General features: G+C 70.4%; 29 protein-coding genes, 2 pseudogenes and 1 riboswitch. Of the genes and pseudogenes, 13 read left to right on the top strand and 18 right to left on the bottom strand.

Annotated elements, in window-relative coordinates:
- Positions 1-2 precede the first annotated feature (2 nt).
- Together JAO81_RS08375 and JAO81_RS08370 are read left to right on the top strand one after the other, a co-directional pair.
- A complete protein-coding gene (locus JAO81_RS08375; RefSeq protein WP_199547151.1) occupies positions 3-824 on the top strand; it encodes an aminoglycoside 6-adenylyltransferase in 822 nt (273 codons plus the stop codon).
- 108 nt (positions 825-932) lie between these two features.
- On the top strand, positions 933-1,679 hold the full coding sequence (locus tag JAO81_RS08370; protein ID WP_199547150.1) for a maleylpyruvate isomerase family mycothiol-dependent enzyme: 747 nt from the start codon (positions 933-935) through the stop codon (positions 1,677-1,679).
- Between the two features lie 12 nt (positions 1,680-1,691).
- Here the strand turns inward: JAO81_RS08370 and JAO81_RS08365 are convergent, their stop codons facing one another.
- From JAO81_RS08365 to JAO81_RS08350, 4 genes are all read right to left on the bottom strand, one after another.
- Entirely contained in the window at positions 1,692-2,483 is a 792-nt protein-coding gene (locus JAO81_RS08365) for a metalloregulator ArsR/SmtB family transcription factor (RefSeq protein WP_199547149.1), read from the bottom strand.
- A gap of 125 nt (positions 2,484-2,608) precedes the next feature.
- Positions 2,609-3,667, bottom strand: a complete 1,059-nt coding sequence (locus tag JAO81_RS08360; protein ID WP_199547188.1) for an enoyl-CoA hydratase/isomerase family protein — start codon at positions 3,665-3,667, stop codon at positions 2,609-2,611.
- Between the two features lie 159 nt (positions 3,668-3,826).
- A complete protein-coding gene (locus JAO81_RS08355) occupies positions 3,827-5,473 on the bottom strand; it encodes a GMC oxidoreductase (protein ID WP_199547148.1) in 1,647 nt (548 codons plus the stop codon).
- 156 nt (positions 5,474-5,629) lie between these two features.
- On the bottom strand, positions 5,630-6,289 hold the full coding sequence (locus tag JAO81_RS08350) for a bifunctional 2-polyprenyl-6-hydroxyphenol methylase/3-demethylubiquinol 3-O-methyltransferase UbiG (RefSeq protein ID WP_199547147.1): 660 nt from the start codon (positions 6,287-6,289) through the stop codon (positions 5,630-5,632).
- 244 nt (positions 6,290-6,533) lie between these two features.
- Here JAO81_RS08350 and JAO81_RS08345 point away from each other — a divergent pair, with 244 nt between their 5' ends.
- Together JAO81_RS08345 and JAO81_RS43650 are read left to right on the top strand one after the other, a co-directional pair.
- A complete protein-coding gene (locus tag JAO81_RS08345; RefSeq protein ID WP_199547146.1) occupies positions 6,534-6,725 on the top strand; it encodes a hypothetical protein in 192 nt (63 codons plus the stop codon).
- A gap of 70 nt (positions 6,726-6,795) precedes the next feature.
- Positions 6,796-7,776 (top strand): GNAT family N-acetyltransferase, encoded by a 981-nt coding sequence (locus tag JAO81_RS43650; RefSeq protein ID WP_199547145.1) that lies wholly within the window; start codon positions 6,796-6,798, stop codon positions 7,774-7,776.
- Positions 7,777-7,860: 84 nt separating this feature from the next.
- Here the strand turns inward: JAO81_RS43650 and JAO81_RS08335 are convergent, their stop codons facing one another.
- On the bottom strand, positions 7,861-8,643 hold the full coding sequence (locus JAO81_RS08335; RefSeq protein ID WP_199547144.1) for an alpha/beta fold hydrolase: 783 nt from the start codon (positions 8,641-8,643) through the stop codon (positions 7,861-7,863).
- Positions 8,644-8,834: 191 nt separating this feature from the next.
- On the opposite strand from JAO81_RS08335, the gene JAO81_RS08330 reads away from it, so the two are divergent.
- Positions 8,835-9,407 carry a dihydrofolate reductase family protein gene (locus JAO81_RS08330; protein ID WP_199547143.1) on the top strand — a complete coding sequence of 191 codons (573 nt, stop codon included), beginning with the start codon at positions 8,835-8,837 and terminating at the stop codon, positions 9,405-9,407.
- Between the two features lie 17 nt (positions 9,408-9,424).
- On the opposite strand, the gene JAO81_RS08325 is transcribed toward JAO81_RS08330, so the two are convergent.
- From JAO81_RS08325 to JAO81_RS42335, 4 genes and pseudogenes are all read right to left on the bottom strand, one after another.
- Positions 9,425-10,105, bottom strand: coding sequence for a GNAT family N-acetyltransferase (locus JAO81_RS08325; protein WP_199547142.1), 681 nt, complete (start codon positions 10,103-10,105; stop codon positions 9,425-9,427).
- 157 nt (positions 10,106-10,262) lie between these two features.
- The gene (locus JAO81_RS08320) at positions 10,263-10,577 is read right to left on the bottom strand and encodes a multidrug efflux SMR transporter (RefSeq protein WP_165331003.1); all 315 of its coding nucleotides are present in this window, start codon (positions 10,575-10,577) and stop codon (positions 10,263-10,265) included.
- Between the two features lie 13 nt (positions 10,578-10,590).
- A riboswitch (guanidine-III (ykkC-III) riboswitch) is annotated at positions 10,591-10,653 on the bottom strand.
- A 137-nt stretch (positions 10,654-10,790) separates the two neighbouring features.
- Positions 10,791-11,335, bottom strand: a pseudogene (locus tag JAO81_RS08315) (NADP-dependent oxidoreductase); the annotation flags it as partial.
- A gap of 37 nt (positions 11,336-11,372) precedes the next feature.
- Positions 11,373-11,501: pseudogene (locus tag JAO81_RS42335) on the bottom strand (short-chain dehydrogenase); the annotation flags it as partial.
- 43 nt (positions 11,502-11,544) lie between these two features.
- Here JAO81_RS42335 and JAO81_RS08310 point away from each other — a divergent pair.
- A complete protein-coding gene (locus tag JAO81_RS08310) occupies positions 11,545-12,105 on the top strand; it encodes a TetR/AcrR family transcriptional regulator (protein ID WP_199547141.1) in 561 nt (186 codons plus the stop codon).
- Positions 12,106-12,310: 205 nt separating this feature from the next.
- On the opposite strand, the gene JAO81_RS08305 is transcribed toward JAO81_RS08310, so the two are convergent.
- Positions 12,311-12,757, bottom strand: a complete 447-nt coding sequence (locus tag JAO81_RS08305; RefSeq protein WP_199547140.1) for a MarR family winged helix-turn-helix transcriptional regulator — start codon at positions 12,755-12,757, stop codon at positions 12,311-12,313.
- Positions 12,758-12,841: 84 nt separating this feature from the next.
- On the opposite strand from JAO81_RS08305, the gene JAO81_RS08300 reads away from it, so the two are divergent.
- The 4 genes from JAO81_RS08300 (at position 12,842) to JAO81_RS08285 (ending at position 15,837) form a co-directional block, all read left to right on the top strand.
- Positions 12,842-13,987 carry a hypothetical protein gene (locus JAO81_RS08300; protein ID WP_374194270.1) on the top strand — a complete coding sequence of 382 codons (1,146 nt, stop codon included), beginning with the start codon at positions 12,842-12,844 and terminating at the stop codon, positions 13,985-13,987.
- Positions 13,988-14,162: 175 nt separating this feature from the next.
- Positions 14,163-14,756: a DinB family protein gene (locus JAO81_RS08295; protein ID WP_199547139.1), complete on the top strand. Its 594-nt coding sequence runs from the start codon at positions 14,163-14,165 to the stop codon at positions 14,754-14,756.
- Between the two features lie 39 nt (positions 14,757-14,795).
- Positions 14,796-15,323: a 2'-5' RNA ligase family protein gene (locus JAO81_RS08290; protein WP_199547138.1), complete on the top strand. Its 528-nt coding sequence runs from the start codon at positions 14,796-14,798 to the stop codon at positions 15,321-15,323.
- Positions 15,324-15,357: 34 nt separating this feature from the next.
- Positions 15,358-15,837: a GNAT family N-acetyltransferase gene (locus JAO81_RS08285; protein ID WP_199547137.1), complete on the top strand. Its 480-nt coding sequence runs from the start codon at positions 15,358-15,360 to the stop codon at positions 15,835-15,837.
- Positions 15,838-15,925: 88 nt separating this feature from the next.
- Here JAO81_RS08285 and JAO81_RS08280 read toward each other — a convergent pair whose 3' ends face one another.
- The 3 genes from JAO81_RS08280 to JAO81_RS08270 are packed head-to-tail and all read right to left on the bottom strand — an operon-like array spanning position 15,926 to position 19,010.
- Entirely contained in the window at positions 15,926-17,392 is a 1,467-nt protein-coding gene (locus JAO81_RS08280) for a serine/threonine-protein kinase (RefSeq protein ID WP_307813238.1), read from the bottom strand.
- 59 nt (positions 17,393-17,451) lie between these two features.
- Positions 17,452-17,934 (bottom strand): carboxymuconolactone decarboxylase family protein, encoded by a 483-nt coding sequence (locus JAO81_RS08275; protein ID WP_199547136.1) that lies wholly within the window; start codon positions 17,932-17,934, stop codon positions 17,452-17,454.
- Entirely contained in the window at positions 17,931-19,010 is a 1,080-nt protein-coding gene (locus JAO81_RS08270; protein ID WP_199547135.1) for a dihydrodipicolinate reductase, read from the bottom strand. Before JAO81_RS08270 ends, JAO81_RS08275 begins: the two co-directional genes overlap by 4 nt.
- Before the next feature lie 193 nt (positions 19,011-19,203).
- On the opposite strand from JAO81_RS08270, the gene JAO81_RS08265 reads away from it, so the two are divergent.
- Together JAO81_RS08265 and JAO81_RS08260 are read left to right on the top strand one after the other, a co-directional pair.
- Positions 19,204-20,511, top strand: coding sequence for an alpha/beta fold hydrolase (locus JAO81_RS08265; protein ID WP_199547134.1), 1,308 nt, complete (start codon positions 19,204-19,206; stop codon positions 20,509-20,511).
- Between the two features lie 119 nt (positions 20,512-20,630).
- Complete coding sequence (locus tag JAO81_RS08260) at positions 20,631-22,220, top strand: FMN-binding glutamate synthase family protein (protein WP_199547133.1); 1,590 nt, start codon at positions 20,631-20,633, stop codon at positions 22,218-22,220.
- A 56-nt stretch (positions 22,221-22,276) separates the two neighbouring features.
- Here the strand turns inward: JAO81_RS08260 and JAO81_RS08255 are convergent, their stop codons facing one another.
- From JAO81_RS08255 to JAO81_RS08240, 4 genes are all read right to left on the bottom strand, one after another.
- Positions 22,277-22,663, bottom strand: a complete 387-nt coding sequence (locus tag JAO81_RS08255; RefSeq protein ID WP_199547132.1) for a VOC family protein — start codon at positions 22,661-22,663, stop codon at positions 22,277-22,279.
- The gene (locus tag JAO81_RS08250; protein ID WP_199547131.1) at positions 22,660-23,397 is read right to left on the bottom strand and encodes a class I SAM-dependent methyltransferase; all 738 of its coding nucleotides are present in this window, start codon (positions 23,395-23,397) and stop codon (positions 22,660-22,662) included. Before JAO81_RS08250 ends, JAO81_RS08255 begins: the two co-directional genes overlap by 4 nt.
- A 279-nt stretch (positions 23,398-23,676) precedes the next feature.
- A complete protein-coding gene (locus JAO81_RS08245; RefSeq protein ID WP_199547130.1) occupies positions 23,677-24,114 on the bottom strand; it encodes a VOC family protein in 438 nt (145 codons plus the stop codon).
- Between the two features lie 94 nt (positions 24,115-24,208).
- Complete coding sequence (locus tag JAO81_RS08240) at positions 24,209-24,658, bottom strand: hypothetical protein (protein WP_199547129.1); 450 nt, start codon at positions 24,656-24,658, stop codon at positions 24,209-24,211.
- Between the two features lie 117 nt (positions 24,659-24,775).
- Here JAO81_RS08240 and JAO81_RS08235 point away from each other — a divergent pair, with 117 nt between their 5' ends.
- A complete protein-coding gene (locus JAO81_RS08235; RefSeq protein ID WP_199547128.1) occupies positions 24,776-25,285 on the top strand; it encodes an SRPBCC family protein in 510 nt (169 codons plus the stop codon).
- 273 nt (positions 25,286-25,558) lie between these two features.
- Here the strand turns inward: JAO81_RS08235 and JAO81_RS08230 are convergent.
- A partial coding sequence (locus tag JAO81_RS08230; protein WP_199547127.1) for an SMP-30/gluconolactonase/LRE family protein occupies positions 25,559-26,538 on the bottom strand: 980 nt, incomplete at its 5' end.

Here is a 26,538-nt window from a genome sequence, read left to right as displayed (position 1 = left end):
TGATGCCCCAGCACGCGGCGCTCGACGAGCGCATCGCCCGTCTCCGCGAGCTCGCCGAGGCCGACGAACGCCTCGAAGGAGTCCTGCTCTACGGGTCGTGGACCCTCGGCGAGGCGGACGAGCACTCGGACATCGAGGCGTATCTGTACGTCCGCGACGAACACCTCGACACCTTCGACGGCGAAGCCTTCCTCGGCCGGCTCGCGCCGCTGGAACTCGCGTACACGAACATGTTCGGCATCCTCGCGGTGGTCTTCGACGACCTGATGCGCGGCGAGTTCCATCTGACAGCGGCCGGCACCGGGATCGACGAAGTCCCCGGCTGGGCGGGCCTGGTCCACCTGCCGCGCCCCGAGGCGGCCGTCCTGCTCGACCGCACCGGCCGCCTCACCGAGGCCGCCCGCGTCCTGGCCGAACGCCGGGAACCGGAGGCCGCGGTCACCGCGCAGCAGCGGATCGACGAACTCACCAACTGGACCCTGGCCCTCGCCCACATCCTCGCCCGCGGCGAACTGGCCCGCGCGCACAACCTGTTGACCGCGATGATCGCGCCCCAGCAGCTCCAGTTGCTGCGTGTCCTTCGGCAGAGCACCACCCACTGGCTCACCCCCAGCCGCGCCCTGGAACAGGACCTGCCGGCCGAGGACATCGCCCGCTACGCGAGGACAACGGCCCCGCTGGAGGAAGAAGCCCTGCGCGACGCGGCCCGCAACAGCTGGACCTGGACGCGGGAGTTGGCCGCCGAAGCGGCACGGCGGTGGGACTGCCAGGTGTCCGAGCGGCTCCATGACAAGATCGCTGATCGGTTGAACGTGCAGGGCTGATCGGCTGATCGCGCAGAACTGACCGGTTGAGCGTGCGGAACTGACGGGCTGATCGCGCAGAGCGGATCGGCCGAACGTGCAAAGGCGATACGGAAGACGGGGGCCGGGATGCTGAGCACCGAGCAGGCGATCGATCTGGCGGAGGGCGCGGCCGAACGATTCGTCGCGGCCGTGAGTCCGCTCGGCGAGCAGGAGCTGCGAGCCCCGGCGTCGCTCCCGGGATGGACGCGGGCCTACGGGGTCGCGCATGTGGCACAGGCCCTCGGTGCGTACATCCGCATCCTGAGCGGTGCGGCGCGCTCCGACCGGGATGCGGGGGCTTGCGACCCGACCACCGCCGCGTACAGCCGCCCCGTCGAGGAGACGGCCGCGTTGCCGGGGCCCGCCCTCGTGCGCGAACTGAGCGAGGGCGCCGAGGAGTTCATCGCCCGGGCGCGGTCGCTGACCGCCCGGGACTGGGAGCGCGAGGTCACGTCGGGAGGCGGCTGGCAGCACACTGCCCGCTACACGCTGCTGCGCTGTCTGCGCGAACTGGAGACCCATCACACGGACCTGGGCATCGGCTATGACAGCGACAAGTGGCCAGCCCCGTACGTGCGATGGGCATTGGACGACACGCTGCACACCCTGCGGTCCCGGAACTTCCCGGTCACGGCCGTCGAGGCAACCGACCTCTGCGTACGGTGGGAGATCTTCTCGCACGGACCGGTCGTGGCCGGCCCGTCCCGGCTGCTCCTCGGCTGGCTCGCGGGCCGTGTCCCGGCGCAGAGCCTGTCCTCGGTGGCGCAGGTCCTGTCGTCGGCGCCCGTGCCCGAACCGCCGCCCTGGCCCCAGCCGCCCGTGAAGGGCTGGTAGCCGCCCCGTCGTTCACTGCTCGCGCGGCAGCGTCTCGCCGGTCTCCAGGAGTGTCTTGAGGTCGGAGATCAGATGCGGCCAGCCGCCGGAGATCATCTGCTGCAGGGTACTGCCCGGCTCGAAACCGTCGTGGACGACGGTCAGTTGGACGATCTCACCCTGCTGCTCGAGGTCGAAGGCCACCTTGGAGCGCGGCTCGGCCGCCAGCTTCTCGTAGGTGCCCTCGTCGACCCCCACCGCCTCGGCCCACTCGGGCGTGAAGGTGTGCCAGGTGTACGAGAGCCGGCGGTACGGATCCGCCTCGAGGACCACCTGGGCCGGGTCCGCCCCCGACAGGCCCTCGCCCTCCCAGACGACCGGGGAACCGGGCGTCCAGTCGGTGCGCAGCGAGATGCCCCAGTAGCGGCTGGTGAACGCCGGGTCGGTCAGGCCCTGCCAGAGCTTCTCGGGCGTCGTACGGATGTAGGTCGTGTAGACGAACGCGTTGCTGTCCATGGGGGAGTGCTCCAGTGCTGTCTTGAGGTCGGCGAGTGCCTGCACCCGCGCGCGGTCGTAACGGCTGATCCAGCGGTCGGCGATGGCGTTGATCGGCTCGGCGTTGAGGTAGTGGAGCTTCTCGCGGCCCTGCTTCACCGAGGTGACGAGATGGGCCGCTTCGAGCAGGGCGAGGTGCTTGCTCACCGACTGGCGGGCCATGTCGAGCCCCGCACACAGCTCGCGCAGGCTCTGCCCGCCTCGCTCATTGAGACGGTCGAGCAGCCGGCGCCTGCTCGGATCCGCCAGCGCCTTGAAGACCTCGTCCATCGCCTGCTCCGACCCCCGAGCCAATACGCAGGCTTTTGGCTGCCTAAAAACGATAGGCAGCCAAAAGGCTGCATGTCAAGGTGACCGCCGCCCCGCAGGGGGCGGCGGGGGTTCCGGCTAGAAGGTCAGCTCTTCGCGTACGGCGGTTCTGGCCGGAAAGTCAGCTCTTCTCGTACGGGAGCGAAGAACCGCTCCACATCAGCCGCCGTCACCGAGGCCAGATCGGCAGGGGACCACTTCGGCGACCGGTCCTTGTCGATGACCTGGGCGCGCACGCCCTCCACGAGATCGGGCATCGTCACGGCGGCGCACGAGACGCGGAACTCCTGGACGAGGACTTCCTCCAGCGAGCCCAGCCCGCTTGCCCGCCGGACCGCTTCGAGGGTCACCTTGAGCGAGGTGGGCGACTTCGACTGGAGCGTGACCGCCGCCTCCTTCGCGGCCGGCACGCCCCTGTCGAGCAGGCGCTCCAGGATCTCCTCGACGGTGTCCGCGGCGTAGCACGCGTCGATCCACTCACGGGCCTCGGCCAGCTCTCCCTCGGGTGCGGGCCGCGCCCACCGGGCGAGCGCCTCGTGCGCGGGCAGCCGCGCGAGATCCGCCTGGAGCCCGGGCAGCAGCTCGGAGGGAACGAAGTGATCGGCGAGCCCGCACAGCCGCGCATCCGCCGCCCCGACCGCCGCACCGGTCAGCGCCAGATGTGTGCCGAGCAGGCCGGGAGTACGGGAGAGCAGATACGTACCGCCCACATCCGGTACGAAGCCGATGGTCGTCTCCGGCATCGCGACCCGCGAGCGCTCGGTGACGACACGCAGCGCACCATGCGCGGACAAGCCGACACCGCCGCCCATCACGATGCCGTCCATGAGGGCCACGTACGGCTTGGGGAAGCGGGCGATGCGCGCGTTGAGCCGGTACTCGTCGCGCCAGAAGGCGGCGGAGGCGCCGCCGCCCGCCTTGGCGTCGTCGTGGATGGCCCGGATGTCCCCGCCCGCGCAGAGCCCGCGCTCGCCGGCGCCGGACAGGACGACGGTCTCGATCGAGGGGTCCGACTCCGCGGCGGTCAGTGCGGAGTCGATGGCGCCGACCATCGCGTGGGTGAGGGCGTTGAGCGCACGCGGCCGGTTGAGCATGATCTGGGCGGCGTGGCCCTCGGTCCGTACCAGAACGTCGTCGGTCACCAGGGTGCCTTTCCTGCGGTGGAAGATCCGCTTCCACCGTACGCCGGTGGCCCGGCACTATGGCCGGGCCACCGGGGTGGATCCGTTGAGCGGCGGAGCATGCGGTTCAGCGGAGCGGCGGAGCGTGTCGATCAGCAGAGCAGCAGTTCAGCAGTACGGGCCTCACAGGTCGGTCGCGATGATCCTTTCGATGTTGCGCTCGGCGAGCGCGGTGATCGTGACGAAGGGGTTCACGGCCGTGTTGCCCGGGATGAGGGCGCCGTCGATGACGTACAGGCCCGGATAGCCGTGCAGGCGGCCGTAGTTGTCGGTGGCCTTGTTCAGGACCGCGCCGCCCAGCGGGTGGTAGGTGAGGTGGTCGCCCCAGACCTTGTTGGAGCCGAACAGGTCGGTCCGGTAGATCGTCCCTTCCTTGCTGTTGATCTTGTCGAAGATGGTCTTCGCCATGTTGATCGAGTCCTGCTTCCAGGCGCGCTGCCAGGACAGATCGACCTTCTGCGTGGCCGGGTTGTACGTGAACTCGGCCCGCCGTGTGTTCTTCGTGATCGACAGATAGAACGAGGCGAAGGTCTCGATCCCCGTCGGCAGCGGCGCGACCTCGGCGAAGGCGCCGCCGCCGTCCCAGTTGTCGATGCCCGAGCACGGGATCGTCGACTGCACGTCGCCGGTCGGGTCCCACAGATGGTTCGCGCGGCCGACCATCACGTTGCCGTTCTCGCCCCAGCCCTTGCCGACCTCGGCGTTGAGCTGGGGGAGCGCGCCGGTGGCCTTCAGTTTCACCAGGAGCTTGCTGGTGCCGACGCTGCCGGCCGCGAAGAACACCTTGCCCGCCTTGACCGTCTTGGTGGCCACGGTGGCGCCGCTGGTGTCGATCTGCCGGATGGCGACCGCGTAGTCCCCGCCCGTCGCCGGAGTGACCGAAGTGACCTCGTGCAGCGGCGAGATAGTGACCTTGCCGGTGGCCTTGGCCTGGGCGAGATAGGTCTTCGGCAGGGTCCGCTTGCCGTAGTTGTTGCCGTAGAGGATCTCCTGGCCGAGCGCGGACTTGGGCACCGAGCCGTTGTCCTCCGCCTCCATGTACGCCCAGTCGTATACGTCCGGGACGAACGTCCAGGCGAAGCCGGAGCGCTGGGCGTGCTTGCGGCCTACCCGCGAGTACTGGTAGTACGACGTCCGCTCGAACCATGCGGGGTTGATGAGACCCACGCCGAGGCCGGAGTTGGCCCTCGGGTAGTACGTCGCGTACATCTCGTCGGCGTTCACTGACGGCAGCACCGAGGCGAAGTGCTGGCGGCGCGGGGTCACGGCCATACCGCCGTTGACCAGCGAACCGCCGCCGACTCCGCGGCCCTGGTAGACGGAGATCCCGGCGAAGTCCTCGGCGTCCAGGATGCCGGCGAACTTCGGCACGTCCTTGTCGATCGGGAATCCGAGGAAGTTGCTGATCGGCGCTTTGGTTCTGGTGCGCATCCAGAACGAGCGGTAGTCGGGGCTGGTGACCTTCGGGTGGATCTTCCCGTCCGGGCCGGCGGGGGCGGCTCCCCAGTCCTGGCCCATCTCGACCATGTGGACGTCGATGCCGGCCTGGGCCAGGCGCAGTGCCGCCACCGAACCGCCGTATCCGGTGCCGATCACCAGGACCGGAACCCGTCCTCCGTCGGGTATGTCCGCTGCAGCCAGGGGGCGGGCGTGCGCCGCGGTGGCCTGGGAGGTCAGGGTCACGGCGCCGAGAATAGAACCTGTTCCAGCGAGGAGTCTTCGACGGGAGATCCCATCAGAACCGTTGGCACGCTTGGGAGTTGAGTGCATGTGATCTTCCTCACCTTCTGTGGGGTGAGGACAGGTTCTACTGTTACCGGGTCGTAAAGTCACGCTAAACCGATAGGTAACTTCTGCCCGATCTTGTTACAGGGGCGGTCCGCTGCCCCGTACGCCCGGGACAAACCGGAACGCCCCTGCCGCCTGTCAGGCGCTCAGCCGGCGCACCTTGAGGATGTTGTTGGCCCGGGTCATCACCCGGCCGTCGACGAGCGTCACCTCGTGTGTGTAGAGCCGTTCGGTGCGCACCTCCCACTGGCAGTGGTTCAACTGCAGCCCCGCAAGGACCTCTTGCGTGCTCGGGAAGTGCACGTCGGGGTGCGGACCCGGCTCCCAGGAGGGGAAGCCGGCGTGATCGACGACGAGCAGCGTGCCGCCGGGGGCGACGGCCGCGGCGGCGGTGCGCAGGATGGCGTCGCGGGGCAGCGCGATGAGCGACTGCAGGAAGTGCGCGGAGATCAGGTCGAACACGCCGGACGGGAAACTGGTCGCGAGGTCGTGGCGCTCGAAACCGATCCGCTCGGCCACACCCGCCTCCTCGGCGTGCCGCGCGGCACGCTCGAGTGCCACGGGGGAGACATCGCTCGCCGTCACCTGCCAGCCCTGCCGCGCCAGCCAGATCGCGTCGCCGCCTTCGCCGCAGCCCAGATCCAGGGCGCGGCCCGGCGTGAGGCTCTCGGTCTCCTCGACCAGTTCGAGATTGGGCCGGCCGCTGAAGAGCTTCTCGCTCTGCCGATAGCGCCCGTCCCAGAACTCCTGGGCGCTCGGCGACGCTTCGCCGGTCGTGGTGCTCTGTGTCTCGGTCATCGTGTGGCCCTTCCGCTCGCGGTGCACGGGGGGCCAGCGTGTGCCCGCTGGGCGCACAGGGGCAAAGCCTGTTGCCGAAGCGGCAATCTCACCCGGTCGCGCCCTCTGCGGTACAGGACTTTGGACCCTGCCGGTGCGGGACCTTTGCGGGCCCGAAGGACCCGGTTGCCTCCATAACCTGGCGGCACAAGCAGCGTCCCGCTTCCGGGGCGCCACAGAGCATGCGAAGGGGGAGAAGGCGCCCGTGCGTTTTCATTTCGGGCTGCGCGTCGTGAGCTACCGGCCCGACGAGGAGGGCCCGCTGTGCGGTGAGCGCATCGAATCCGTCCCGAACGGCCCGTACTACTGCGGCGAGCGCAAGATGGCCATCCGCTGCCCGGCCCACACGGGCCAGACCGCGCGCAGACCCGCACGCCAGGCGCACGCGTCCCGCTGAGCACCGCGGGGAAACGGGGCGGGCCCGGGCTGCAGGGGCGAGATCCGGCCATCCGTATGACGATGGTGCGGTGAACGAAGCGCACACGGGCGCCCGTACCGAGCGCCCCCTCGACAAGAGCGATGTCCCCGCCTGGCTGCGCCTGCGCGACGATATCGAGGCGGTCGACCGCACCGGGCACCACCGGGACGCCGACGATCTCGCCGAGGAGCTGTCCGATCCCAAGCTCGACCTGGCCACGGACACCCTGGCCGTGTTCGACCACGATCAGCTCATCGCGTACGCCATCCTCCACACGCCCGAGGGCGCCGTGGACGCGGCCCGTTTCGACGGTGACGCGGGTGTGCATCCGGCATGGCGGCGCGAGGGCGTCGGCGCCCGGCTCGTGGACTTCCTCGACCAGCGGGCCAAGGCCCTGCACGCCGAACGATTCGCGCCACTGGAAGGCCGGTTGATGATCACCGGCAAGTCCGGTGACGAGAACCTCGAGGCGCTCACCGCGGCGCTCGGCTTCGAGCCCGAGCGCTACTGGTTCGAGATGGCCCACCCGCTGCAGCACGGCAGGCCCGCACAGGTTCCCGCCCCCGAGGGCCTCGAGATCGTTCCGTACGACAAGGCCCTGGACGAGGCGACGCGGCTCGCGCACAACGACGCCTTCCGCGACCACTGGAACTTCACGGTCATGGACGAGACGGACTGGCGTACCTGGGTCACCGGCTCACGCTCCTTCCGGCCCGAGATGACGCGGCTCCTCGCCGACGGCGACCAGGTGGCCGCCTATCTGATCGCCGAGGAATCGGACGCCGACACCGAGGCCTTCGGCGTCCGCGACTGCCACGTCGGCTATCTGGCCACGCGCCGTGCCTACCGGGGCCGGGGTGCGGCGCCCGCGCTGATGGCGGCCGCTCTCGAGGCCGCGTACGAGGCCGGGTACGACACGGCATCGCTCACCGTGGACACGGTGAATCCGTCTGGTGCGCTCGGGCTGTACGAGCGGCTCGGGTACACGGTGGCGCGGGAGTTCGTGACGTATGGGCGGGCGCTGGGCTGAGTCCGCGACGGGTGGTTCGGCGCTGGGCCGAGTGCTCGCACGCGTCGACAGGGCCCGGCCAAGTGCCGGGCCCTGTCGGTGCGTTCAGGACGCCGGGACCAGCCGATGGCCGTCACCCGCAGCGGCTCGGACCAGTACCTCGGCAAGCTCGCCGGGCGCCGACAGCATCGGCCAGTGGCCGGTCGGCAGGTCGTGGAGGGTGACCTGCGGGTCCAGGAGGCGCTGGGCGCGGCGGTCACCGGCCGCCACGACGGCCTCGACCAGGGCGATACTCATCCCGTTCGCGGTGCAGAAGACACCGGACGCGGGCAGTTCGAGGGCCTTGCCCGTCAGCCGCAGCGGCTGGGTCAGGGTGCCGATGGGCTGCGGTGCGGCCAGGCGGGCGAGACGTTCGAGACCTGCCTCGTCGATCCCTTCCAGGCTGCCCCACGTCATCGTGTCAGTGAACGGCGGCGGCTCGAGGGTATGGCCGTCCTCGCTCCGCGCGATGCGCCCGGTGACGTGGTCCGACGCCTCGGCGGGTGCGATATCGAGCACCGATTCGCCGTCCTCGGGCATCCCGGTGTCCATGTACACGATCCGCTCGACACGTTCGGGCCTGCGGTCCGCGGCGCCGAGCACCGGGAAGATGCCGTAGCAGTGACCGACGAGGACGAGTTTCGGGGCGTCCGCATGCTCGATCAGCTGCACCACGTCCTCGACATGGGTCTCCAAGTCGGTGGCCGGACCGGCGAGATGGCGACGGTCCCCGTAGCCCGTGAGGGTCGCCGGATGCACCTCCGCGCCCCCGCCGCGCAGCTGCGCCGCCACATCCCGCCAGATCCAGCCGCCCGTGTAACCGCCCGAGACCAGGACGTATCCCGTCATGACCGTGCTCCTTTCCCGCGGCGCCCGGTCCGTCGGGCCGGCCGCGTTCCTCCGTACCGTAGGAACTCCACCTGGGGGAGGTTCAAGGCCGCGCGCCGGGAGTGCGCGCTGCCGTGTGGGTGCCGGGCGTTGTCACAGGCGGCGGGTAGCGTCGAACGGGACGATCTGCCCCCAGCGACGAGGAGTCCGCGATGCGGAGGATCATCCTGTCCCTGTCGGTGTCCCTCGACGGCTACTTCGAGGGACCGGACGGCAGCCTCGACTGGCATCTGGTCGACGACGAGCTGCACCAGCACTTCAACGACGAGCTGCGCACCATGAGCGCCTTTCTCGACGGCCGGGTCTCCCACGAGCTGATGTCCGCGTACTGGCCGACGGCCGACGCGAACCCCGAAGCGTCGCCCGCCGAGGCCGAGTTCGCCGGAATCTGGCGCGACATGCCCAAGTACGTGTTCTCGCGCACCCTCACCAAGGCCGACTGGAACACGACGATCCTGCGTGAGGTCGACCCGGACGAGATCAACGCGCTCAAGGCCCGGCCGGGCGGCGACATGGTCATCGGCGGCGCGACCATCGCCGACGAGTTCCGCCGCCTGGGCCTCATCGACGCCTACCGCCTCTACGTCATGCCCGTCGTCCTCGGCGCCGGCCGCCCCCTGTTCCCGCCGTCCGGCGTGCGCAGCGATCTGCGCCTGGTGCGGACACGGAGCTTCTCGAACGGTGTGGCGCTGCTCGGCTATGAGGCGGGGACGGCGCGCGAGTAGTCCCGCCGGCGGCTCCCTCAGGCGAGGGTGACCGGATCGGGGTGGGGCGAGGAGCCCTGGCCCTGGCCATCATGGTGACCGGGGCCGCGAGCGATGCGCCGTTCGAGCTCCGACCGGCAGGCCGGCCACTCCGCCGCGGTGATCGAAAAGATCGCCGAGTCGCGGAGCCGGCCGTCCTCGCCCGGCGCCCAGGACCGCGACCAGTTGCGCAGCACACCTTCGAAACGTGCGCCCGCTTTCTCGATCGCGGCCCGCGAACGGATGTTGCGCGCGTCCGTCTTCAAGTCGACGCGTGCCACGCCCCAGTTCTCGAACGCGTGCCGGAACAACAAGTACTTGGACTCGGTGTTGAGGCCCGAACCCTGGGCCGATGCCGCGAGCCAGGTGAAACCGACCTCGATCGCGCACAATCCGTCTCCTGTCGGCCACAGCCGCGGATCCCAGTAGGCCGTGGCCCCGACCGCCTTGCCCGAGGCCCGCTCCACTTGCGCGTACGGGGCCATCTTCCCGGCAGCCGCGCGGGCGAGTTGAGTATCGATGTACTGCTCGACCTCGGACTCCTGAGGGACCCAGGTGAACCGGTACGAACCGCGGTCCTCTTCCGCCGCGACAGCCAGATCCGCCGCATGCCGTCGGCCGAGTGGCTCCAGGCGTACATGGGAGCCCTGCAGAACCGGTCCCTCCAGAATGAAGCTCATCGACCACCAATCAAGTGCCGGTGCCAGCTGCCGTATCCGGGCCACAGGCCCAGTACGCGCAGCGTTCCAGAGGCGTCGCGTCGTGTCGCGCGAATTACGCTGCCGGCTCCACTGGGGAGGTGTCCCGGCACCGGCACTCGGGGCTGGCGGCGAGAGCTCAGTGCAGCGCCTTGAGGCCGATCACGCAGCCCACGATGCCGGCCAGGAAGAGCAGCTTCAGGGCGGAGACGGGCTCGCCGTCGAAGATCATCGCGTAGGTGACGGTGAGGACCGCGCCGATGCCGACCCAGACCGCGTAGCCGGTGCCCACCGGCAGTGTGCGCAGGGCGAAGGCCAGACCGGCCATGCTCGCCACGAGGCCGACGCCGAAGACGACGGTGGGTAGGACGCGGGAGAACCCCTCGGATTTGCCCAGTGCGGTGGCCCAGACGGCCTCGAGCATCCCGGAAACGATCAGAACGATCCATGCCATGACGACGACTCCCTCAGCACCGTCGTCGAAAATCCGGGTACGGTGCGCCTCGTCCGGGAGCCGGTTGGGGCTCTGCCCTCATGATCGCACAAGCGGTCGTACGGGAGCCGTGCCGAATCCGGTGAGGTCGGCCACCAGCGCCCGGCCCATGGCCCACCGTCCTCAGGTCATCGAGACGACGACCTTGCCGGCCTTGGCGCGGCCCTGTTCGGCGCTCGCGGTGGTGGCCACGTGCGCGCCCAGGTGCCTGGCCAGCTGGAGGGCGATGGTGCCCACTCCGGCGGAGCCCGCGTGGATCAGGGCATTCTGGCCCAGCCGGACCCGGCCGCGCGCGACCAGTGCCTGCCAGGTGGTGAGCGCGACCGGCGGGAGCGAGGCCGCCTGCTCCATGGTGAGGCCGGTGGGCTTGGGGGCCAGGTCGTTCTCTTGGACGGCGATCGAGTCGACTCGACTCGACTCGGCGAAGGTGCCGATGCGGTCCTTGTCCGGGTGGGCGTAGACCTCGTCGCCACCGCGAACTGGGTGACGGCGGAGCCGACTTGGGCCACGGCACCAGCGAGGTCGTTGCCCAGGATGAGCGGGAGTCGGTACGGCAGGATCGCCTTGAGCGTGCCGTCGTGGATCTTGAAGTCCAGCGGGCTGACGCTCGCGGCGTGGATCTCGACCAGAACGTCCTGGGGGCCCGGTGGCGGATCGGGCGACTCCGCGGCGCGTACCGCGGACTGGTCTGCGTACTTCTCGATCTGGGAGGTCTTCATCGACTCTCCGTGTCTCGTCCGTGGGCGGCTGGGGGCTTCACGCCACGCTCGGCGCGGCGGCGAGCTGCTGCTTCACGTAGCGGGTGGTGTCGTCGGCGAGGATCTCCGGCAGACCGGTCTCGATGCCGGACAGGGCCTGGGCGGCGACATACGCCGGGTCGGCCTTCTAGAATAGATTCCGACCGACATCCAAATGGGAGGTGTGACCGATGGGCCGCGTATCGCAGGCGCAGGCACAGGAGAACCGCCGACGCGTCGTGGAAACCGCCTCCCGGCTGATCCGGGAGCAGGGGACGCAGGTCAGCGTCGCCGACCTCATGAAGGCGGCCGGGCTGACCCACGGCGGCTTCTACAAGCAGTTCGCCTCCAAGGAGCAACTCGTCGGCGAAGCCACCGCGCACGCGTTCGCCGAGCTCGGCCGGCAGTACGAGGGCGGGCTCGACCGGCACGCCGGGGGGCGCGAGGCCGCCCAGCGGGCGTTGATCGACACCTACCTCTCCGTCGAGCACCGCGACAGCCCGGCCGACGGCTGCCCCGTGGCCGCACTCGCCACCGACGTCGCCCGTGACGGCGCGGGCGAGGAGGCGCGCCGCGTCTACGCCCAGGGGGTGGGGGAGTTCGCCGACTTTCTCGCCACCGAGGACCAGGACGGCACCACCCGGCTGTGCACCTTGCTCGGCGCACTCGTCCTGTCCCGGGCCACCAAGGGGTCCCCGCTCTCCGAGGAGATCCTCGCTGCCGCGCGCGCGGCGCTGACGGCCACTGACTGACCGGGGGCGTGCTCCGCCGGCGCCGGCGATGGCGCTCGGCCTCGCCGACGTCCGTGAGTTCCGCAACGGTGCGCCGCCGCATCCGTGACAGTGCGCGGGCCGGACGGACCCCCGCCCAGGCTCCAGGCGCAGCCACCGCCACCACCACCCGCCGCTTCGGCCTCGATGGCCGCGGCCGCATCAACGACCCTGCGCGCACATACGGCTAACCCGCCTCGTCGTTGTACCGCGTCAAGTACGCAGCGAACCGCTCCAGTTCGGCCGGCTCCCAGTCGCCAAGGCGTGCCTGGAAGGCCTGGCTGCGACGGTCCGCGGCCCGTGCGAGCACCTGCTCGCCCTGCTCGGTCAGATGCAGCAGCCGCATGCGGTGGTCGTCCGGATCGCCGCGCCGCTCGACGTGCCCGGCCCGCTCGAGGGCGGCCACCTGCCGGCTCACCGTCGACTTGTCGAGCAGGAGGTGCGCCGCCAGATCGGGGGCCCGGCACCCGCCGCTGTCCTCGAGGTGCGCCAGCAGCGTGAACGACACCAGGGACAGCTCCGGGTGCATCTGTGCCGCCGCGGCGCGGGCGCGGCGCGCGAAGGCGGTGAGCTCGCGCTGAATGGTGGCGATCGCTGCCTCCCGTTCGCCCGCGGCGCCTGCCGTACCGCTCATGGTTGCTCCCTCGGAAGAAGTGGTTGTAGAGTACATCTATCAAGCAGTTGTAAAAGGCAACTATCAGTTCTGAGGAACGCAGTCGTGAGCGGAACACACCGGCAGAACCACGGAAACACGCACACGGCCGAAGCGGCGCCCGCCTCGCGCCTGCTCGGCTCCGCACCGCCCGGCACCCTGCGCCACGTCGTGACGCACCTGCTCACTCCGCTCCTCATGTGCCTCGGCATGGGCCTCGCCTACCTCGGCGCCTTCGCCCACCCCGAACCCCACCAGCTCCCCGTGGCGGTCGTCGGCAGCGGCGCCCAGGTCCAGGTCCTCGCCCAGGAGCTGCACGACAAGACCGGCGACGCCCTCGACGTACGCACGCTGCCGGACCGCGCCGCCGCCGAACAGGCGCTGAAGACGCGCGACATCACCGGCGCCTATCTCCCCGGCAGCTCCACCCTGCTGGTGGCGACCGCCGGATCCGACACCAGCGCCACCGCCACGGAGAAGGTCTTCACGCCCGTCGCCGAGCAGCAGGGTGAACCCCTGCACGTGACCGACGTGGTGCCGCCCGCCGCGGGCGACCCCACCGGACAGGGCGTCTTCTTCCTTCTCGTCGCGCTGAGCATCGGCGCCTACGCCTCCGTCGCCGCGCTCGGCGCCGCCGGCAGCGCACTGCCGATGCGGATACGGGCCCTGTTCGTCGCCGGCACCTCCTTCGTCGTCAGCCTCATCGGCACCGCGTTCGCCGGCCCGGTCTTCCACCTCGTCGACGGCCACCTGTGGGGCCTGTGGGGGATGGCCTGGATGTACGCGGCAGGGATCCTGTTCCTCGGCATCGGGCTGCACACCTTCCTCAAGCGCTGGACGACGCTCGGCGTGATGGTGCTGTTCGTGATGCTCAACTTCACGAGCTCGGGCGGGATCTTCCGGCCGGAGCTGCAGAACGGCTTCTTCGGCTCACTGCACGCCTTCTGGAACGGCGCCGGCTTCATCGAGGGCGTCCGCTCGCTGGTCTACTTCGGCGGCCACGACTTGGCGCGCAGCGTGGGGACGCTGGTGATCTGGCTGGCGGCGGGACTGGCCGCGGTGACGGTCGCGGGGTTCGTCGAGCGGCGCAGGAAGACCACCGAGGCCGTCGCGGCGTCCCGGACTCCGCTCGCGTCCGGTCCCGCGCGGGCGCAGGACGCCGGTGAACTGGCCGCGGAGGAAGAGGAGATGGAGGAGGCGGTCGCCGTCTGAGCGGCAGCCGCCCGAGCCCTGCCGGCGAGGAGGCCGTGAGCTTCGACCACCGAAGCGCGCGCCCTCCTCACCTGCTTGTTCTCCCCGACGCGTGCCCGTCTCCTGCGCGTCCCCGTCTCCTGCACGCGTACGGAATCCGGGCGACGTTGTCAGTCCCGGATGCCACACTGCGCGCATGACGACTGATGCCCAGGCCAAGGCCCACCTCCACCGCTATCTGCAGTCCGCCCGCGAGGCGCTGCTCTGGAAGCTCGAAGGGCTCTCCGAGTACGAGGTGCGCCGCCCGCTCACGCCCACCGGCACCAATCTGCTCGGCCTGGTCAAGCACGTGGCCGGCACGGAGGCGGGTTATCTGGGCGATGTGTTCGGCCGGCCGTTTCCCGAGCCGCTGCCGTGGATGGCGGAGGACGCCGAGGCCAATGCCGACATGTGGGCCGGGCCCGATGAATCCCGCGAGGACATCGTGGGGCTCTATCACCGCGTGTGGGAGCACTCCGACGCGACCGTCGAGGCCCTGGAGCTGGGCGCCACGGGTGAGGTGCCGTGGTGGCACCCGGACCGGCGGCAGGTCACGCTGGAGCAGATCCTCATCCACATGATCGCCGAGGCCCACCGCCATGCCGGACATGCCGACATCGTGCGTGAACTGGTCGACGGCGCGGCCGGGATGAAGCAGGGCAACGAGAATCTGCCCTCGACGGACACCGAGTGGTGGAAGGCGCACTACGAGCGCCTGGAGGCCGCGGCGAAGGAAGCCGGTCAAGGCTGACCAGCTGCCGGGGGAGCCCGGCGAGGCTACGGTGCGGCCATGAGACGACGACACCTGTGCGTGGCCCTGGCCGGGGTCGAGAGGATCGAGCGGTGGCGAGGCGAGTGGGACCCGGTGATGGCCGCCGCGGTCCCGGCTCATGTGACCGTCGTCTACCCGGAGGAGACCACGGATGAAGCGCTTCTGATCGGGCGCGCCGAGCAGTACTGCGCCACGTCCGCACCGTTCCGGCTCGGCCTCGGCGAAGTGCGCGCGGTGGACGACGGGCGGGGCGGGGTGTTCGTCGCGGTGGACGATGTGGAGGGCGGGTGGGCGCGCCTGCGTGCCCAGTTGCTCGCTCCGCCGCTGCGTCCCCTCGGCATCCCCGCCCATGTCACGCTGGCCCACCCTCGTACGAGCGAACGCGGCCCTTTGTGCTGGGCCGAGCTGGCCGGGCGGTATGCGGGAGGCGCGGTGCAGGTGGCGGAGTTGCTCCAGACCGAGACCGTGTACCGGCAGGGGCGCCCACCGGAGTTCGGCGTGCTGCGGCGCATCCCGCTGAACGGTGGTGCGGGCGACGGCCGGTGAGGTGCTCGAGCCGCACGTCACGTACTGTCTGCCCATGCCCGCACTGCAGCGCCTGAGCCCCGCGCACGCACCGGCCCTGCTCGCCTTCGAGCAGGAGAACCGGGCGTACTTCGCCGCCTTCGTGCCCGACCGGGGCGACGCCTTCTTCACCGAGTTCGACGCGCGCCTCCAGGAGCGCCTGGACGAACAGGCCACGGGGGACTGCCACTTCCATGTACTCGTGGACACCGAGGGCGCCATTCTCGGCCGCGTCAATCTGATCGATGTCACCGACGGCGAGGCCGAGTTGGGCTACCGCATCGCGAAGTCGGCGAGCGGGCGCGGTCTTGCCACTGCGGCGGTACGGCAGGTGTGCGCGCTCGCCGCGGAGCAGTACGGCCTGCGTGCGCTGCGCGCCGTGACCACCACCGACAATGCCGCCTCGCAGGCCGTGCTCACCCGGACCGGCTTCACGGTGACCGGCGAGATCGTCATCGCAGACGCGCCGGGCTTCGCGTACCGCAGGGAACTCTGAGCGACTCGGCGGCACACCACGAACACGCGGGCCGCCGGCACGAGGGCGCGTCACCCCCGCAGGCGCGCCTCGTCCAGCGCGATCGCGGTCAACGGCCGAAGTCGACTTCGAGGACATACCGGCCGCCGAGCGGCTTCCGGGCGCTTCCGGCCGTCACGGTCAGGCGGAGGACGGCACGTCGGACCGCTGGTTGGTCATGCGGGGCGGTGGGAGTGACCTGTATGGCGCAGCCCTCGTCGGCGCCGAGGCAATCGCCGCCCTGGCTGAAGTCGACCGCAGCCACGCCGGGGAGCGTGGTGAGCCACTGTTGTGCGCTGTCGACACGGGCGTCGCATTCCTCGTTCCCGGCGCACTCTGCCGTGTAGGTCATCCGCGCCCTGTCCTCGGCGACAGGAGCCTCGGACTCTTGGCGGTAACCGGTGGGCGACCCGGACCCTTCCGCCGTGCGGAGGTTGGCCTTGTACGCGGCACTGAAGTCATCGGAGTTCATCAGCACATAGCCGGTCACCGACGCGGCCACCACGACCAGAACCGCGACCGCACCCAGCACGATCCGTCGTGTGGACCAGCGGCGCCGTGCTGCGGTGGAGCTGGGCGGGGTGGCCGTCGCCCCTGCGGCCGGGCGTGCGGGCCGGCTGCCGGGAGGCGGCGCCATCGCGGTGACGGTGCGGGGCTGCGGCACCGGGGAAGGCGACTGCGGTGGTGGACCGGAGGGAGCGGGAGGCGCCGCCGTCCATACGGTGACGGGCTGCGCCAACCGTGCCTGAAGCTGATCCGTCGTCAGCCGCTCGGCCGGGTCCCTGCGGAGCAGCCCCGCGAGGGCGGGAGCCAGGGGACCCGCGTGCACGGCCGGCGCGGGATCCTCCGTCGCCACCGCGACCAGCACGGCGCTCGGGGTCGTGGCCGTGAACGGCGCGCGGCCCTCCACGGCGGCGTAGAGCGTGGCCCCCAAGGACCACAGATCCGACTCGGCTGTCGCCGGCAGGCCTCGGACCTGCTCGGGAGCCATGAAGGCCGGCGTTCCCATGATCATGCCGGTGGCCGTGAGGGTGGCATCCCCCTCGACAGCCGCGATCCCGAAGTCGGTCAGCACGGCCCGGCCCCCTTCGAGCAGGATGTTGGCGGGCTTGATGTCCCGATGCGTGATCCCCATCCGGTGTGCCGCGCCCAGCGCCACAGCCACCTGCCGTCCGATGTCGGCGACCTCCTGAGGCGGGAGGGGCCCCCGTGCCTCGATGAGGTCGGCGAGGGATCCGCCGGTCACCCACTCCATGACGATCCATGGCCGTCCGTCCGCACCGGTTATCCGGTCGTGGACGGTGACGATCCCCGGATGCTTCAGGCGCGCCGCGGCGCGGGCTTCCCGGTCGAGCCGTGCGATCCAGTTCGCGCGCTCGCCGTCCCCCAGGTGCCCGGGCAGCCGCAGCTCCTTGACGGCCACGTCCCGCGCCAGCTGTATGTCATGGGCCCGCCAGACCGCGCCCATACCGCCCTGGCCCAGGAGGTGCGTCAACTGGTAACGGCCCGCGAGGAGTTGACCTTCATCTTCGTCCACGGGCGAATACTAGGAGCTCGATGGGTGATCTTGTGGTGACGGGCCACGTGGCGAACGCGTCACCTCGCCGGCAGCTTGCACACCGCGTCGATGCCGAGCACATGGTTGAGCCGTCCGAACGCCAGCCAGGACCCGATGCTCATGCTGAGCTCGACGATCTCCTTCTGTGAGTAATGGGCGGTCATCCGGTCCCAGAATTCCTCGTCGAGGTTGTGATGGTCGACCGCATAGCGTTCGGCGTACTCGGCCGCCAGGCGCGTCCGGTCGTCGAACGCGTCGGTCGTGCGCCACTGCTCCACGGCGTCGAGGAAGGAGTCCTCGACCGTCTCCTCGCCGTCGCGTTCGGTGCGCCAGTCCAGGCAGAGCGTGCAGCCGTTGATCTGCGCGATCCGCAGGCGCGCGGCCTCGAACTCGCGCAGCCCCAGGTTCGAGTGGGCGTACACGGCCAGGGAGAACCCGGCCGCGGCCCGGCCGATGTGCGGGACCATGTCGTCCCAGACGTACCCGATGGGTTCCTGTCCCTCGGGGATATCGATGATCATGACTGCTTCCTTCCGAGTCGGCCGACCGCGGGCCGGAGCGGGACGTCGAGTGCGTCGTAGAGTCCTGGCTGTTGCCCGGCGAGCCAGTCGATGGCGTTGACCAGGCGGCCGACCGCGGTGGCGTTGCCGCCCGCGGAACGGTTCTCGCCCTCGTCGCTCGCCTCGACCGTGACCTCGATATGCGGCCGGCCCTCGATGATCACGCGATGGGCGCCGGTGCCGTTCGCCGGCTGCGGCCAGTCGGGGGCGCACGAGGGGTGGATCCGGGTGACATGCTCGATGACCAGGCGCGGTTCACCGTCCACGATGCCCTGCACCTCGAAGCGGATCGCGCCCTGCGTACCGGCCTCGAACTCGCCCATGGACGGGGTGGTCACGGTCTCTTCGAGCGGGCGGCGCTCCATCGTCTCGCGGATGTCCTCGAGTTCGACGCCGAGCGCACGCGCCATCAGGCGCAGCTGACCGCCCCAGATCATCGAGGGGACCGTTTCGATGAGCATGGGCGCCATGTAGTCCATGGGCTGACCGAAGCCCACCGAGTAGCGGACGGCTTCGGGTTGTTCGTACGTGGAGTAGTCGAAGATCTCCTGGCAGCGGACCGCGTCGATCCGCGAGCCGAGCCCGCTGATCAGGGCCGGCAGCACATCGTTGCCCCAGCCCGGGTCCACGCCGGAGACAAAGAGTGAACCGCCGCCCTCCTCGACCGCTTCGAGCAGCGGGGCGCGCAGTTCGTCCGGGGTGTTGCGGATGTCGTACAGGCCGTAGAGGGCGCAGGTGACTACCACCGCGCCGGCCCGCAGGGCGCGGCCGATGTCCTCGAGCGCCTCGTCGGGACGCAGGTCGCCGGATGCCGCGTACACGACGGCCCGGGGTTTCCTGGCGAGGACCGCGTCGATGTCATCGGTCGCCGCGACGTCCAACCGGTTCTCGAACCCGGCGAGTTCGCCCGCATCCCGGCCCACCTTGTCCGGGCTGTGCACGATCACGTCCGTGAGCTCGAGCTCCGGGTGCGCGTCGACAGCGCGCAGGGCCAGGCGGCCGACATTTCCGGTACCCCAGACAACCGTGGAAATCATGCGCGGAGGGTAGCTCTCGGCCCTTTCGGTTGGTAGAGCCTTGACCGAAGCATTTGACGGGCCGTCAGGAATTGGTGTCCGGGGCCGGCCCGCGGGCCGCACCCGCGGTCGGCCGGGCGGGAAGGGCGGATCCTGGCGGGAGTGCGCGCTGTGATGGACTGGGTCGTGCACCCGCACAGCTCAGGAGCCCCGTATGACCCTCTCGAACCGTCAGCCCGGCGTCGTCCTCACCGACCGTGTGTTCACCGTCCCGCTCGACCATGAGCGGCCGGACGGCGAGACCATCGAGGTGTACGGACGCGAGGTGGTCGCCGCGGGCAAAGCGGGCGAGAACCTGCCGTGGCTGGTGTATCTGGAGGGCGGTCCGGGCTGCCAGGCCCGGCGGCTGATCGGTGCGCAGGCCTGGCTGGAGCGGGCGCTCGAGGACTTCCGGGTGCTGCTGCTCGACCAGCGCGGCACGGGCCGTTCCACGCCCGCCAATCGGCAGACCCTTCCGCTGCGCGGCGGCCCGGGTGAACAGGCCGACTATCTCGCCCACTTCCGCGCCGACGCGATCGTCCGCGACTGCGAGCTGATCCGCCGCGAGCTGACCGGCGGCGCGCCCTGGACCGTACTCGGTCAGAGCTTCGGCGGCTTCTGCGCCGTGAACTATCTGTCGACGGCGCCCGAAGGTCTCGCGGCGGTCCTCATCACCGGCGGTCTGCCCTCCCTCGACGCGACGGCCGAGGAGGTCTACCGCGCCGGCTACCCGCGCGTCGAGCGCAAGGTGGCCGCGCATTACGCCCGCTACCCGCAGGACGTGGCGCGCGCCCGGGCCATCGCCGGCCACCTGGCGGAGCAGGGACCGGTCACCCTGAACGGCGGCTACCGCCTGAGCGTCGAGGCCTTCCAGTCCCTTGGCATCCTGCTCGGCGTCGGCGACGGCAGCCACAAGTTGCACTACCTCCTGGAGAACGCCTTCGTCCGCACCCCGAACGGCCTCGCCCTGTCGGACACCTTCCAAGAAGAGGCCCAGGCCGCGCTCTCGTACGCCGCCCGCCCGCTGTACGCGGTCCTCCACGAAGCGATCTACGCACAGCCCGGGCTTGCCACGCGCTGGGCGGCCGAGCGCGTGCGCGGCGAGTTCCCGCAGTTCGACGCGGAGCAGGCCCTCGCGGACGAGGCACCGCTGCTGTTCACCGGCGAGTCCATCCACCCGTGGATGTTCGACGCCGACCCCGCCCTCGTCCCCCTGCGCGAGACGGCCGACCTGCTCGCCGCCCGCACCGACTGGCCGGGACAGCTGTACGCCCCCGAGGTCCTCGCGCGTAACGAGGTCCCTGTGGCAGCAGCGGTCTTTCACGACGACATGTACGTCGACACCGCCCACTCGCTCGGGACCGCCCGCGCCATCCGGGGCCTGCGCACCTGGGTGACGGACGAATACGAGCACGACGGCGTACGGGCGGACGGCCCGCGCGTGTTCGACCGGCTGCTCGGCTTGGTGCGCGGCGAGCTCTGACGGGCTTACGGGCTTACGGGCCTGCTCGGCGGGCACCCGTGGCCGAGTCGCCGTAGCGTCGAATCGCCCTGTCGACGCATCGACGCATCGACCCAGAGGCCGGGCCGGAAGGAGCCGTCGTGCTGCGCAGAGGACTCGTGGCGGCGCTCGCCGTCGTGGCGCTCGGCTGCACGGCCCTGGCCGTGACCGGCTCCGCCTGGTGGTGGCTGTTCGCCTGGCCCCTGCTCGCAGCCGCCGCCGTCGGCACGTACGACGTGACCCAGCGCCGCCATGCGGTCCTGCGGAACTACCCGGTCATCGGCCATCTGCGCTACCTCATGGAGATGATCAGGCCCGAGGTCCAGCAGTACTTCATCGAGCGCGACTACGACGGCCGGCCCTTCGACCGCGACACCCGCGAGACCGTCTACGAACGCGCCAAGGGCGTCTTCGGCGACGACCCCTTCGGCACCGAGCTCTCCGTGTACGAGCCGGGCTACGAGTTCTTCACCCACTCAGTGATGCCGGTGCGCGTGCCCGAAGAGCCGCCGACCGTACGCCTGGGCGAGGGCACCTGCTCGCAGCCGTACGACATGGCACTGCTCAATGTGTCGGCGATGAGCTTCGGCTCGCTCTCGGCCCAGGCGATCCTCGCGCTCAACCGGGGAGCGGCCGAAGGCGGCTTCGCCCATGACACCGGAGAGGGCGGAATCTCCGAGTACCACGTGCGCCACGGCGGCGATCTGGTGTGGGAGGTCGGCACCGGCTACTTCGGCTGCCGCACGGAGGACGGCGGCTTCGACGAACGGAAGTTCGCGGACAAGGCGGCGCAGGACGTGGTGCGCTGCGTGGCGCTGAAACTGTCCCAGGGCGCCAAGCCGGGCATGGGCGGGCTGCTGCCCGGAGCCAAGGTCAACGCCGAGATCGCGCGCGTACGCGATGTGCCCGAGGGCGTGACCGTGCACTCGCCCGGATACCACCAGGTCTTCTCCACACCCCGCGAACTGATCCGCTTCATGGGCCGCATGCGCGAGCTCGCGGGCGGCAAACCGGCCGGGTTCAAGCTCTGCGTGGGCAGCCGGCGCGATGTCCTCGCGATCTGCAAAGCCATGCTCGAAGAACGGATGTGGCCGGACTTCATCGTGGTCGACGGCGCGGAAGGCGGCACCGGGGCGGCGCCGATGGAGTTCGTCGACCACGTCGGCACCCCGCTCACAGAGGGCCTGAACATCGTGCACAACGCGCTCGTCGGCACCGGCCTGCGCGAGCACGTACGGATCGGCGCCAGCGGCAAGGTCGCCACCGGCGCCGACATCGTCAAGCGTCTGATCCAGGGCGCCGACTACACCAACTCGGCGCGCGCGATGATGTTCGCGGTCGGCTGCATCCAGTCCCAGCGCTGCCACACCAACACGTGCCCGGTCGGCGTCGCCACACAGGACCCGGGCCGTGCGCAGGCACTCGACGTCGAGGACAAGTACCGGCGCGTGTACCGCTTCCAGAGGGCCACCGTGAACAGCGCCCTGCAGATCATGGCCTCCATGGGCGTCGACGATCCATCCCTGCTGCGCCCGCACATGCTGCGCCGGCGGCTCTCCTACGAGCAGGTGACCTCGTACGCCGACCTGTTCACCTGGCTGGAGCCCGGCGCTCTGCTGGGCGGCAAGGGACTGCCGGACGAATGGGCGCGGGCGTGGGACCAGGCGGACCCGGACAAGTTCGCGCCCTGAGCGCCTGTTCCCGGGTCAGGCTGCCCTTGACCCTGAGGTCGGGCCGTCCTCGACTGCTAGGCCCGGCGGCCCTCGACGCAGAAGCGATTGCCCTCCGTGTCGGCCAGCACCACGTACGGCTTGGCGCCGGGCTCAGGGTCCTCGGGGTAGTACGGCCAGTCGACCCGCTCGGCGCCGAGGGCGACCAGCCGCTCCACCTCCTCGTCCAAGTCCCGTGTCCCCGCGTCGAGATCGAGGTGGACGCGGGGGAACTCCTCGGCGGGGCCGTCGCTCACATCCAGCGCGATCGCCATCCCCCTGTCCCCGGCGGGCGGTGCGGGACCAACCCAGCCGCCCCCCCCGACCCGCGGCGCCCGGCGTACGTAACCGAGCGCACGCCCCCAGAACGCGGCCGCCCGCTTGTCGTCCTGCACGCCGAGGGACAGTTGCCTGATCTGCGTCATGCAGTCAGCGTGGGCCTGCGGAACAGGCCCGTCCACAGGAAGTTCTCGCCGAAGTGCGGCGATTCGGCAGCCTGCGCCCGCATGAGGCGCAGCTCGACCTCCTCGTAGTCGCAGAAGACCGTGCGCAGGGAGTCGTCCGTGTACGCGAGACCGCCGTGCAGGGAGCGGTCGCGGTACAGGTCGGCGTCGGGGAGCTCGCAGCCCATGCCGCCGGAGGCGAAGCAGGTGAGCGCGAAGTGCCCGCCCGGGGCGAGCAGCCGGTCGAGGAGCGCGAGATAGCTGATGCGGCGGTGCGGCGGCAGATGGTGGAAGCAGCCCGAGTCGTAGATCAGGTCGAACGGTTCCTGGTCGGCGAGCACAGGACCGAAGATGTCCCCGAGGTGGAAGCGGACCTCTGCTCCCGTCTCGCGGGCCCGTTCCCGCGCCCAGTCGAGCGCGGCCGGCGACAGGTCGACGCCGTCCACCTCGAATCCCCGCGACGCGAGATAGAGGGCGTTGCGGCCGGGGCCGCAGCCGAGTTCGAGCACACGGCCCGGCTTGAGCAGTCCGTTCTCGACGTGCCCGGCGAGGTTTTCATCCGGTTTGGGCACGAAGAACGGAACCGGCCTGGACCGGTCCGCGTAGAAGCCGTCCCACCAGGCCGCTCCCTCGTCGGTCCAGCGGTCGGCGCCGTCGGAGAACAGTCCGTCGAGCATCGTCATGACGTCGTCCACGGTACGTATGTCGCGGGTCATTCCCACCCCTTCGTCAGAGCCTCGATTCTAGTGCTCGAAACAGGAAAAGCCCAGGTCAGAGGTGGTGCATGGGAGTGCTGGACGCGCCCTGGAGGGGCCACGGGCCCGTCGTTCGACCGCCCCCTTCAGGGGTGCCTCGTGCAGGCGCTCAGAGGGCCTTGGAAGGCCGTCACGGGGGTCCTGAGTGATCACCTGGCGAGGGTTTCTCGACCGGCCTCTCAGTCCTCCCGCGGAGAGGGTAAACGGCAGCACACGGGCCTGCCCGGCGAGAAGCTGGCGTCAGACCACGCAAAACTCGTTACCTTCCGGGTCTGCCATCACCACGTGATCCGGCCTGCCCTGCAACTCGTCCTCGCGGACCACGGTCGCGCCCGCAGCGGTCAACCGCTCCACCGCCTCGACCACGCGGGGCCAGCGCACCTCCCACGGGGTTTCACGGCCGCCACCCACTCGCACGTCGATATGCAGCCGGTTCTTCGCCACCTTCGGTTCCGGCACCTTCAGGAAGGACAAGGTGGGGCGCACTCCGTCCGGATCCGAGAGGTACGCCCCGTCATCCCACTCGTCCTCCGGCACCTCATGATGCGAGAACCACTCCTCCCAGCTCCCGAACCCTGCGGGCGCGGGCTTCTCCTCGTAGCCCAACGCCAGCGCCCAGAACGCGGCCAGTTTCCCCGGGTACGCGCAGTCGATCGTCAAGCTCCACTCGGTCCCCATGAGCCCTCCCCAGTCGGATGAACGGACTGTACCGCGCACCTCCGACACCTCCTGCCCGCCGCCTCAAGCGTGCGCCGCGGCTTGACGAACGGCATCAGGAATCGATGAGCCCTCGCCCGGGGTGGGCGGTGAGCCCGGCCTGGTACAGCGTCGGCGAGCAACCCTCCCCGTTGGGCTGCGACTTGCGCAGCTTCACGTCGGCTCGCTCGTCGTAGAGTTCACGGTCACCCGAAACGACCGTGAACCGCACCGGGACCGTCACCGCGCCGATGTTCTCGTCGAGCTGCACGAAGACCCTCGACATGCCGCCGTGGTCACGCTTGGCGACGGTGCCTTCCTTGCAGACTCCGTCGGCGCAGAGCCGCAACAGGATCGAGGCGTCGGCATCACGTACCTGCTCGGTGAAGTCCGCCGCGTCGAGCTGCACGGTGACCCCTGAGTCACCGCCGATCAGGGTGCAGGGACGCCCTCCGCTGCCAGGGACGACACCACAGCCCGCGATCACCAGCGCCGGCAGCGCAAGCAGCGCTCTCCACGTCTTCACGGCATCCCCCCGAGGTCGCGTGCGCCCACCGTACGGCCTCTGTACAGGCTTTGGACGCTGCGGGCAGCATGCCCCGTACGGCGTGCGGCGCGCACGCCGCGGATGAAGGGGCACACCGTGGAAGACGCCGTCACCGGCGCACGCACCGAACTCACCCGCACCGTCGACCTGTCGCAGGAGCGACTGTGGGAACTGATCACCGACGTCACGCGGTTCGGCGAGTGGAGCCCCGAGTGCATCTACGGCGCCTGGCTCGATATCGCGTCACCCGGCCCTCCGGTGGGCGCCCGCTTCGAGGGGCGCAGCCGCTACCCGGACGGGTTCGTCAGCAAGGTCGTCTGTCAGGTCACCGCCGCGCAGCCACCGGATGTCTTCGCATGGATCGTCCTCGACGACACCGAGGACCCCGAACGCCCCGGCTCCCTTTGGCGATACGAGCTCACGCCGGCCGGGACGCCGGGCCGCACCCGGCTGATGCACAGCTTCGAGCACGGCCCCGGCACCACCGGCACCCGACTCGCCGCGGAACGCGATCCGTCGTCCCTGCCCCAGCGACTGCAGGCGATGAACGACAACATGGCCGCGACGATCGAGGCGATGGTGCGGTACGCCATCGAAAGGGGGTGACAAGAAGGGTTCCACTGCGGGGAGTTGCAGGTACGGGCGGTGGCGCCGCCGGGCCGACGGGTCCGGTCTCGCGCTCCTTTTCGACGTAGGGCCGCAGCGCGCTCCACACCTGCGGAACTCTGGTCATGCGGCGCCCTGCATCGCCGGGCTCAGGGTGCCGGACGGAGGCGAAAGCGGCGACGGGGTGCAGCGAAGCGGGGGGCGTATTTTGGCTATGGATGGAATTCGTGGGGGCGCACTGGACGCTTGTGCCTGCGCAGTCAGGCCCGCCCCTCACACGGGCTCGGCGTCGGCCAGCGGGATGCTGGAGACCGTGAACGGCAGCACCTCCGGCGGTAGCCCGGCGATCCAGCGGTTGTACTGGCTGTTGACCACGATGATCCGGTCTCGGGCGATGGACGCCGAGCTGGGGTGGTGGAAGCCGCCGGGAGGGATGATGCGGGCGGAGTAGCGGCCCGCGGTCAGGTCGGCGGACATCCGGACGACGGCCACCTGCGGGGTGAGCCCCGGGGTGGCGTTGATGTTGCCCTGGACCACGTGGAGGCGGCCGTCATGCCAGACGAGTCCGTCGCCGTTGCGGAGCAGGTGACCACCGAGGTCGACTTCGCGTACGCCGCCGGTGTGGCGGTCGATGCGCCACAGTTGGCCGGTGTTGCTGTTGACGGTCAGCAGGTGGCGGCCCACGCAGACGATGCCGTTGAGGTTGTGCTGCCCGTCGACCCAGTCGATGGGCGTGTGGGCGACATCGAGCCAGCGCTCGATGCTCCAGCGGGCACCGGAGCGGGTCAGGCGGTAGATGACCGGGCGGAAGGAGTCGGTGGCGTAGGCGGTGCCATCGGATGCGACGGTGATCTCGTTGACGAACCCGCCCTCCACACCGTGCAGCAGGGCGAGCAGGGTTCCACTGGTCGTGTCGTACACGCGCAGCGTGCCGGTGTCCGCGCCCCCCACGAAGAGCCGGCCGGCACCGTCGACGGCCAGGCCGGAGGTGATGCTGCGCCCGTCGGTGCCATCGGGCGACCAGGGGCGCAGCTGAGGCTGGGTGAGGTGGCCTCGGTAGAGGGTGCCGTCCTCGGCGCTGCCGACATAGAGGTGACCGGTGCGTGGATCGTTGGTGCTGCCGGTGGGGAAGGCGCGGTCTCCAGGTACGACATAGCGGTCCGGGAGTACCGCGCCGCGGTCCCGGGCGGGCGGGGGCGCGCGCGCGGGGGGCGGGGGGGGGGCGGCGGGGGCCGCCGGGGGGGGGCGGGGGG

The sequence above is a fragment of the Streptomyces sp. N35 genome, assembly GCF_016464295.1.
In the GTDB taxonomy this organism is placed as follows: Bacteria; Actinomycetota; Actinomycetes; order Streptomycetales; family Streptomycetaceae; genus Streptomyces.
This window is presented reverse-complemented; position numbering and strand designations above follow the sequence as displayed.

Coding starts and splice junctions, on each gene's coding strand:
- JAO81_RS08375 (WP_199547151.1), top strand. CDS start 3: ATGCCCCAGCACGCGGCGCTCGACGAGCGCATCGCCCGTCTCCGCGAG.
- JAO81_RS08370 (WP_199547150.1), top strand. CDS start 933: ATGCTGAGCACCGAGCAGGCGATCGATCTGGCGGAGGGCGCGGCCGAA.
- JAO81_RS08365 (WP_199547149.1), bottom strand. CDS start 2,483: ATGGACGAGGTCTTCAAGGCGCTGGCGGATCCGAGCAGGCGCCGGCTG.
- JAO81_RS08355 (WP_199547148.1), bottom strand. CDS start 5,473: ATGCACTCAACTCCCAAGCGTGCCAACGGTTCTGATGGGATCTCCCGT.
- JAO81_RS08350 (WP_199547147.1), bottom strand. CDS start 6,289: ATGACCGAGACACAGAGCACCACGACCGGCGAAGCGTCGCCGAGCGCC.
- JAO81_RS08335 (WP_199547144.1), bottom strand. CDS start 8,643: ATGACGGGATACGTCCTGGTCTCGGGCGGTTACACGGGCGGCTGGATC.
- JAO81_RS08330 (WP_199547143.1), top strand. CDS start 8,835: ATGCGGAGGATCATCCTGTCCCTGTCGGTGTCCCTCGACGGCTACTTC.
- JAO81_RS08325 (WP_199547142.1), bottom strand. CDS start 10,105: ATGAGCTTCATTCTGGAGGGACCGGTTCTGCAGGGCTCCCATGTACGC.
- JAO81_RS08320 (WP_165331003.1), bottom strand. CDS start 10,577: ATGGCATGGATCGTTCTGATCGTTTCCGGGATGCTCGAGGCCGTCTGG.
- JAO81_RS08310 (WP_199547141.1), top strand. CDS start 11,545: ATGGGCCGCGTATCGCAGGCGCAGGCACAGGAGAACCGCCGACGCGTC.
- JAO81_RS08305 (WP_199547140.1), bottom strand. CDS start 12,757: ATGAGCGGTACGGCAGGCGCCGCGGGCGAACGGGAGGCAGCGATCGCC.
- JAO81_RS08295 (WP_199547139.1), top strand. CDS start 14,163: ATGACGACTGATGCCCAGGCCAAGGCCCACCTCCACCGCTATCTGCAG.
- JAO81_RS08290 (WP_199547138.1), top strand. CDS start 14,796: ATGAGACGACGACACCTGTGCGTGGCCCTGGCCGGGGTCGAGAGGATC.
- JAO81_RS08285 (WP_199547137.1), top strand. CDS start 15,358: ATGCCCGCACTGCAGCGCCTGAGCCCCGCGCACGCACCGGCCCTGCTC.
- JAO81_RS08275 (WP_199547136.1), bottom strand. CDS start 17,934: ATGATCATCGATATCCCCGAGGGACAGGAACCCATCGGGTACGTCTGG.
- JAO81_RS08270 (WP_199547135.1), bottom strand. CDS start 19,010: ATGATTTCCACGGTTGTCTGGGGTACCGGAAATGTCGGCCGCCTGGCC.
- JAO81_RS08265 (WP_199547134.1), top strand. CDS start 19,204: ATGACCCTCTCGAACCGTCAGCCCGGCGTCGTCCTCACCGACCGTGTG.
- JAO81_RS08255 (WP_199547132.1), bottom strand. CDS start 22,663: ATGACGCAGATCAGGCAACTGTCCCTCGGCGTGCAGGACGACAAGCGG.
- JAO81_RS08250 (WP_199547131.1), bottom strand. CDS start 23,397: ATGACCCGCGACATACGTACCGTGGACGACGTCATGACGATGCTCGAC.
- JAO81_RS08245 (WP_199547130.1), bottom strand. CDS start 24,114: ATGGGGACCGAGTGGAGCTTGACGATCGACTGCGCGTACCCGGGGAAA.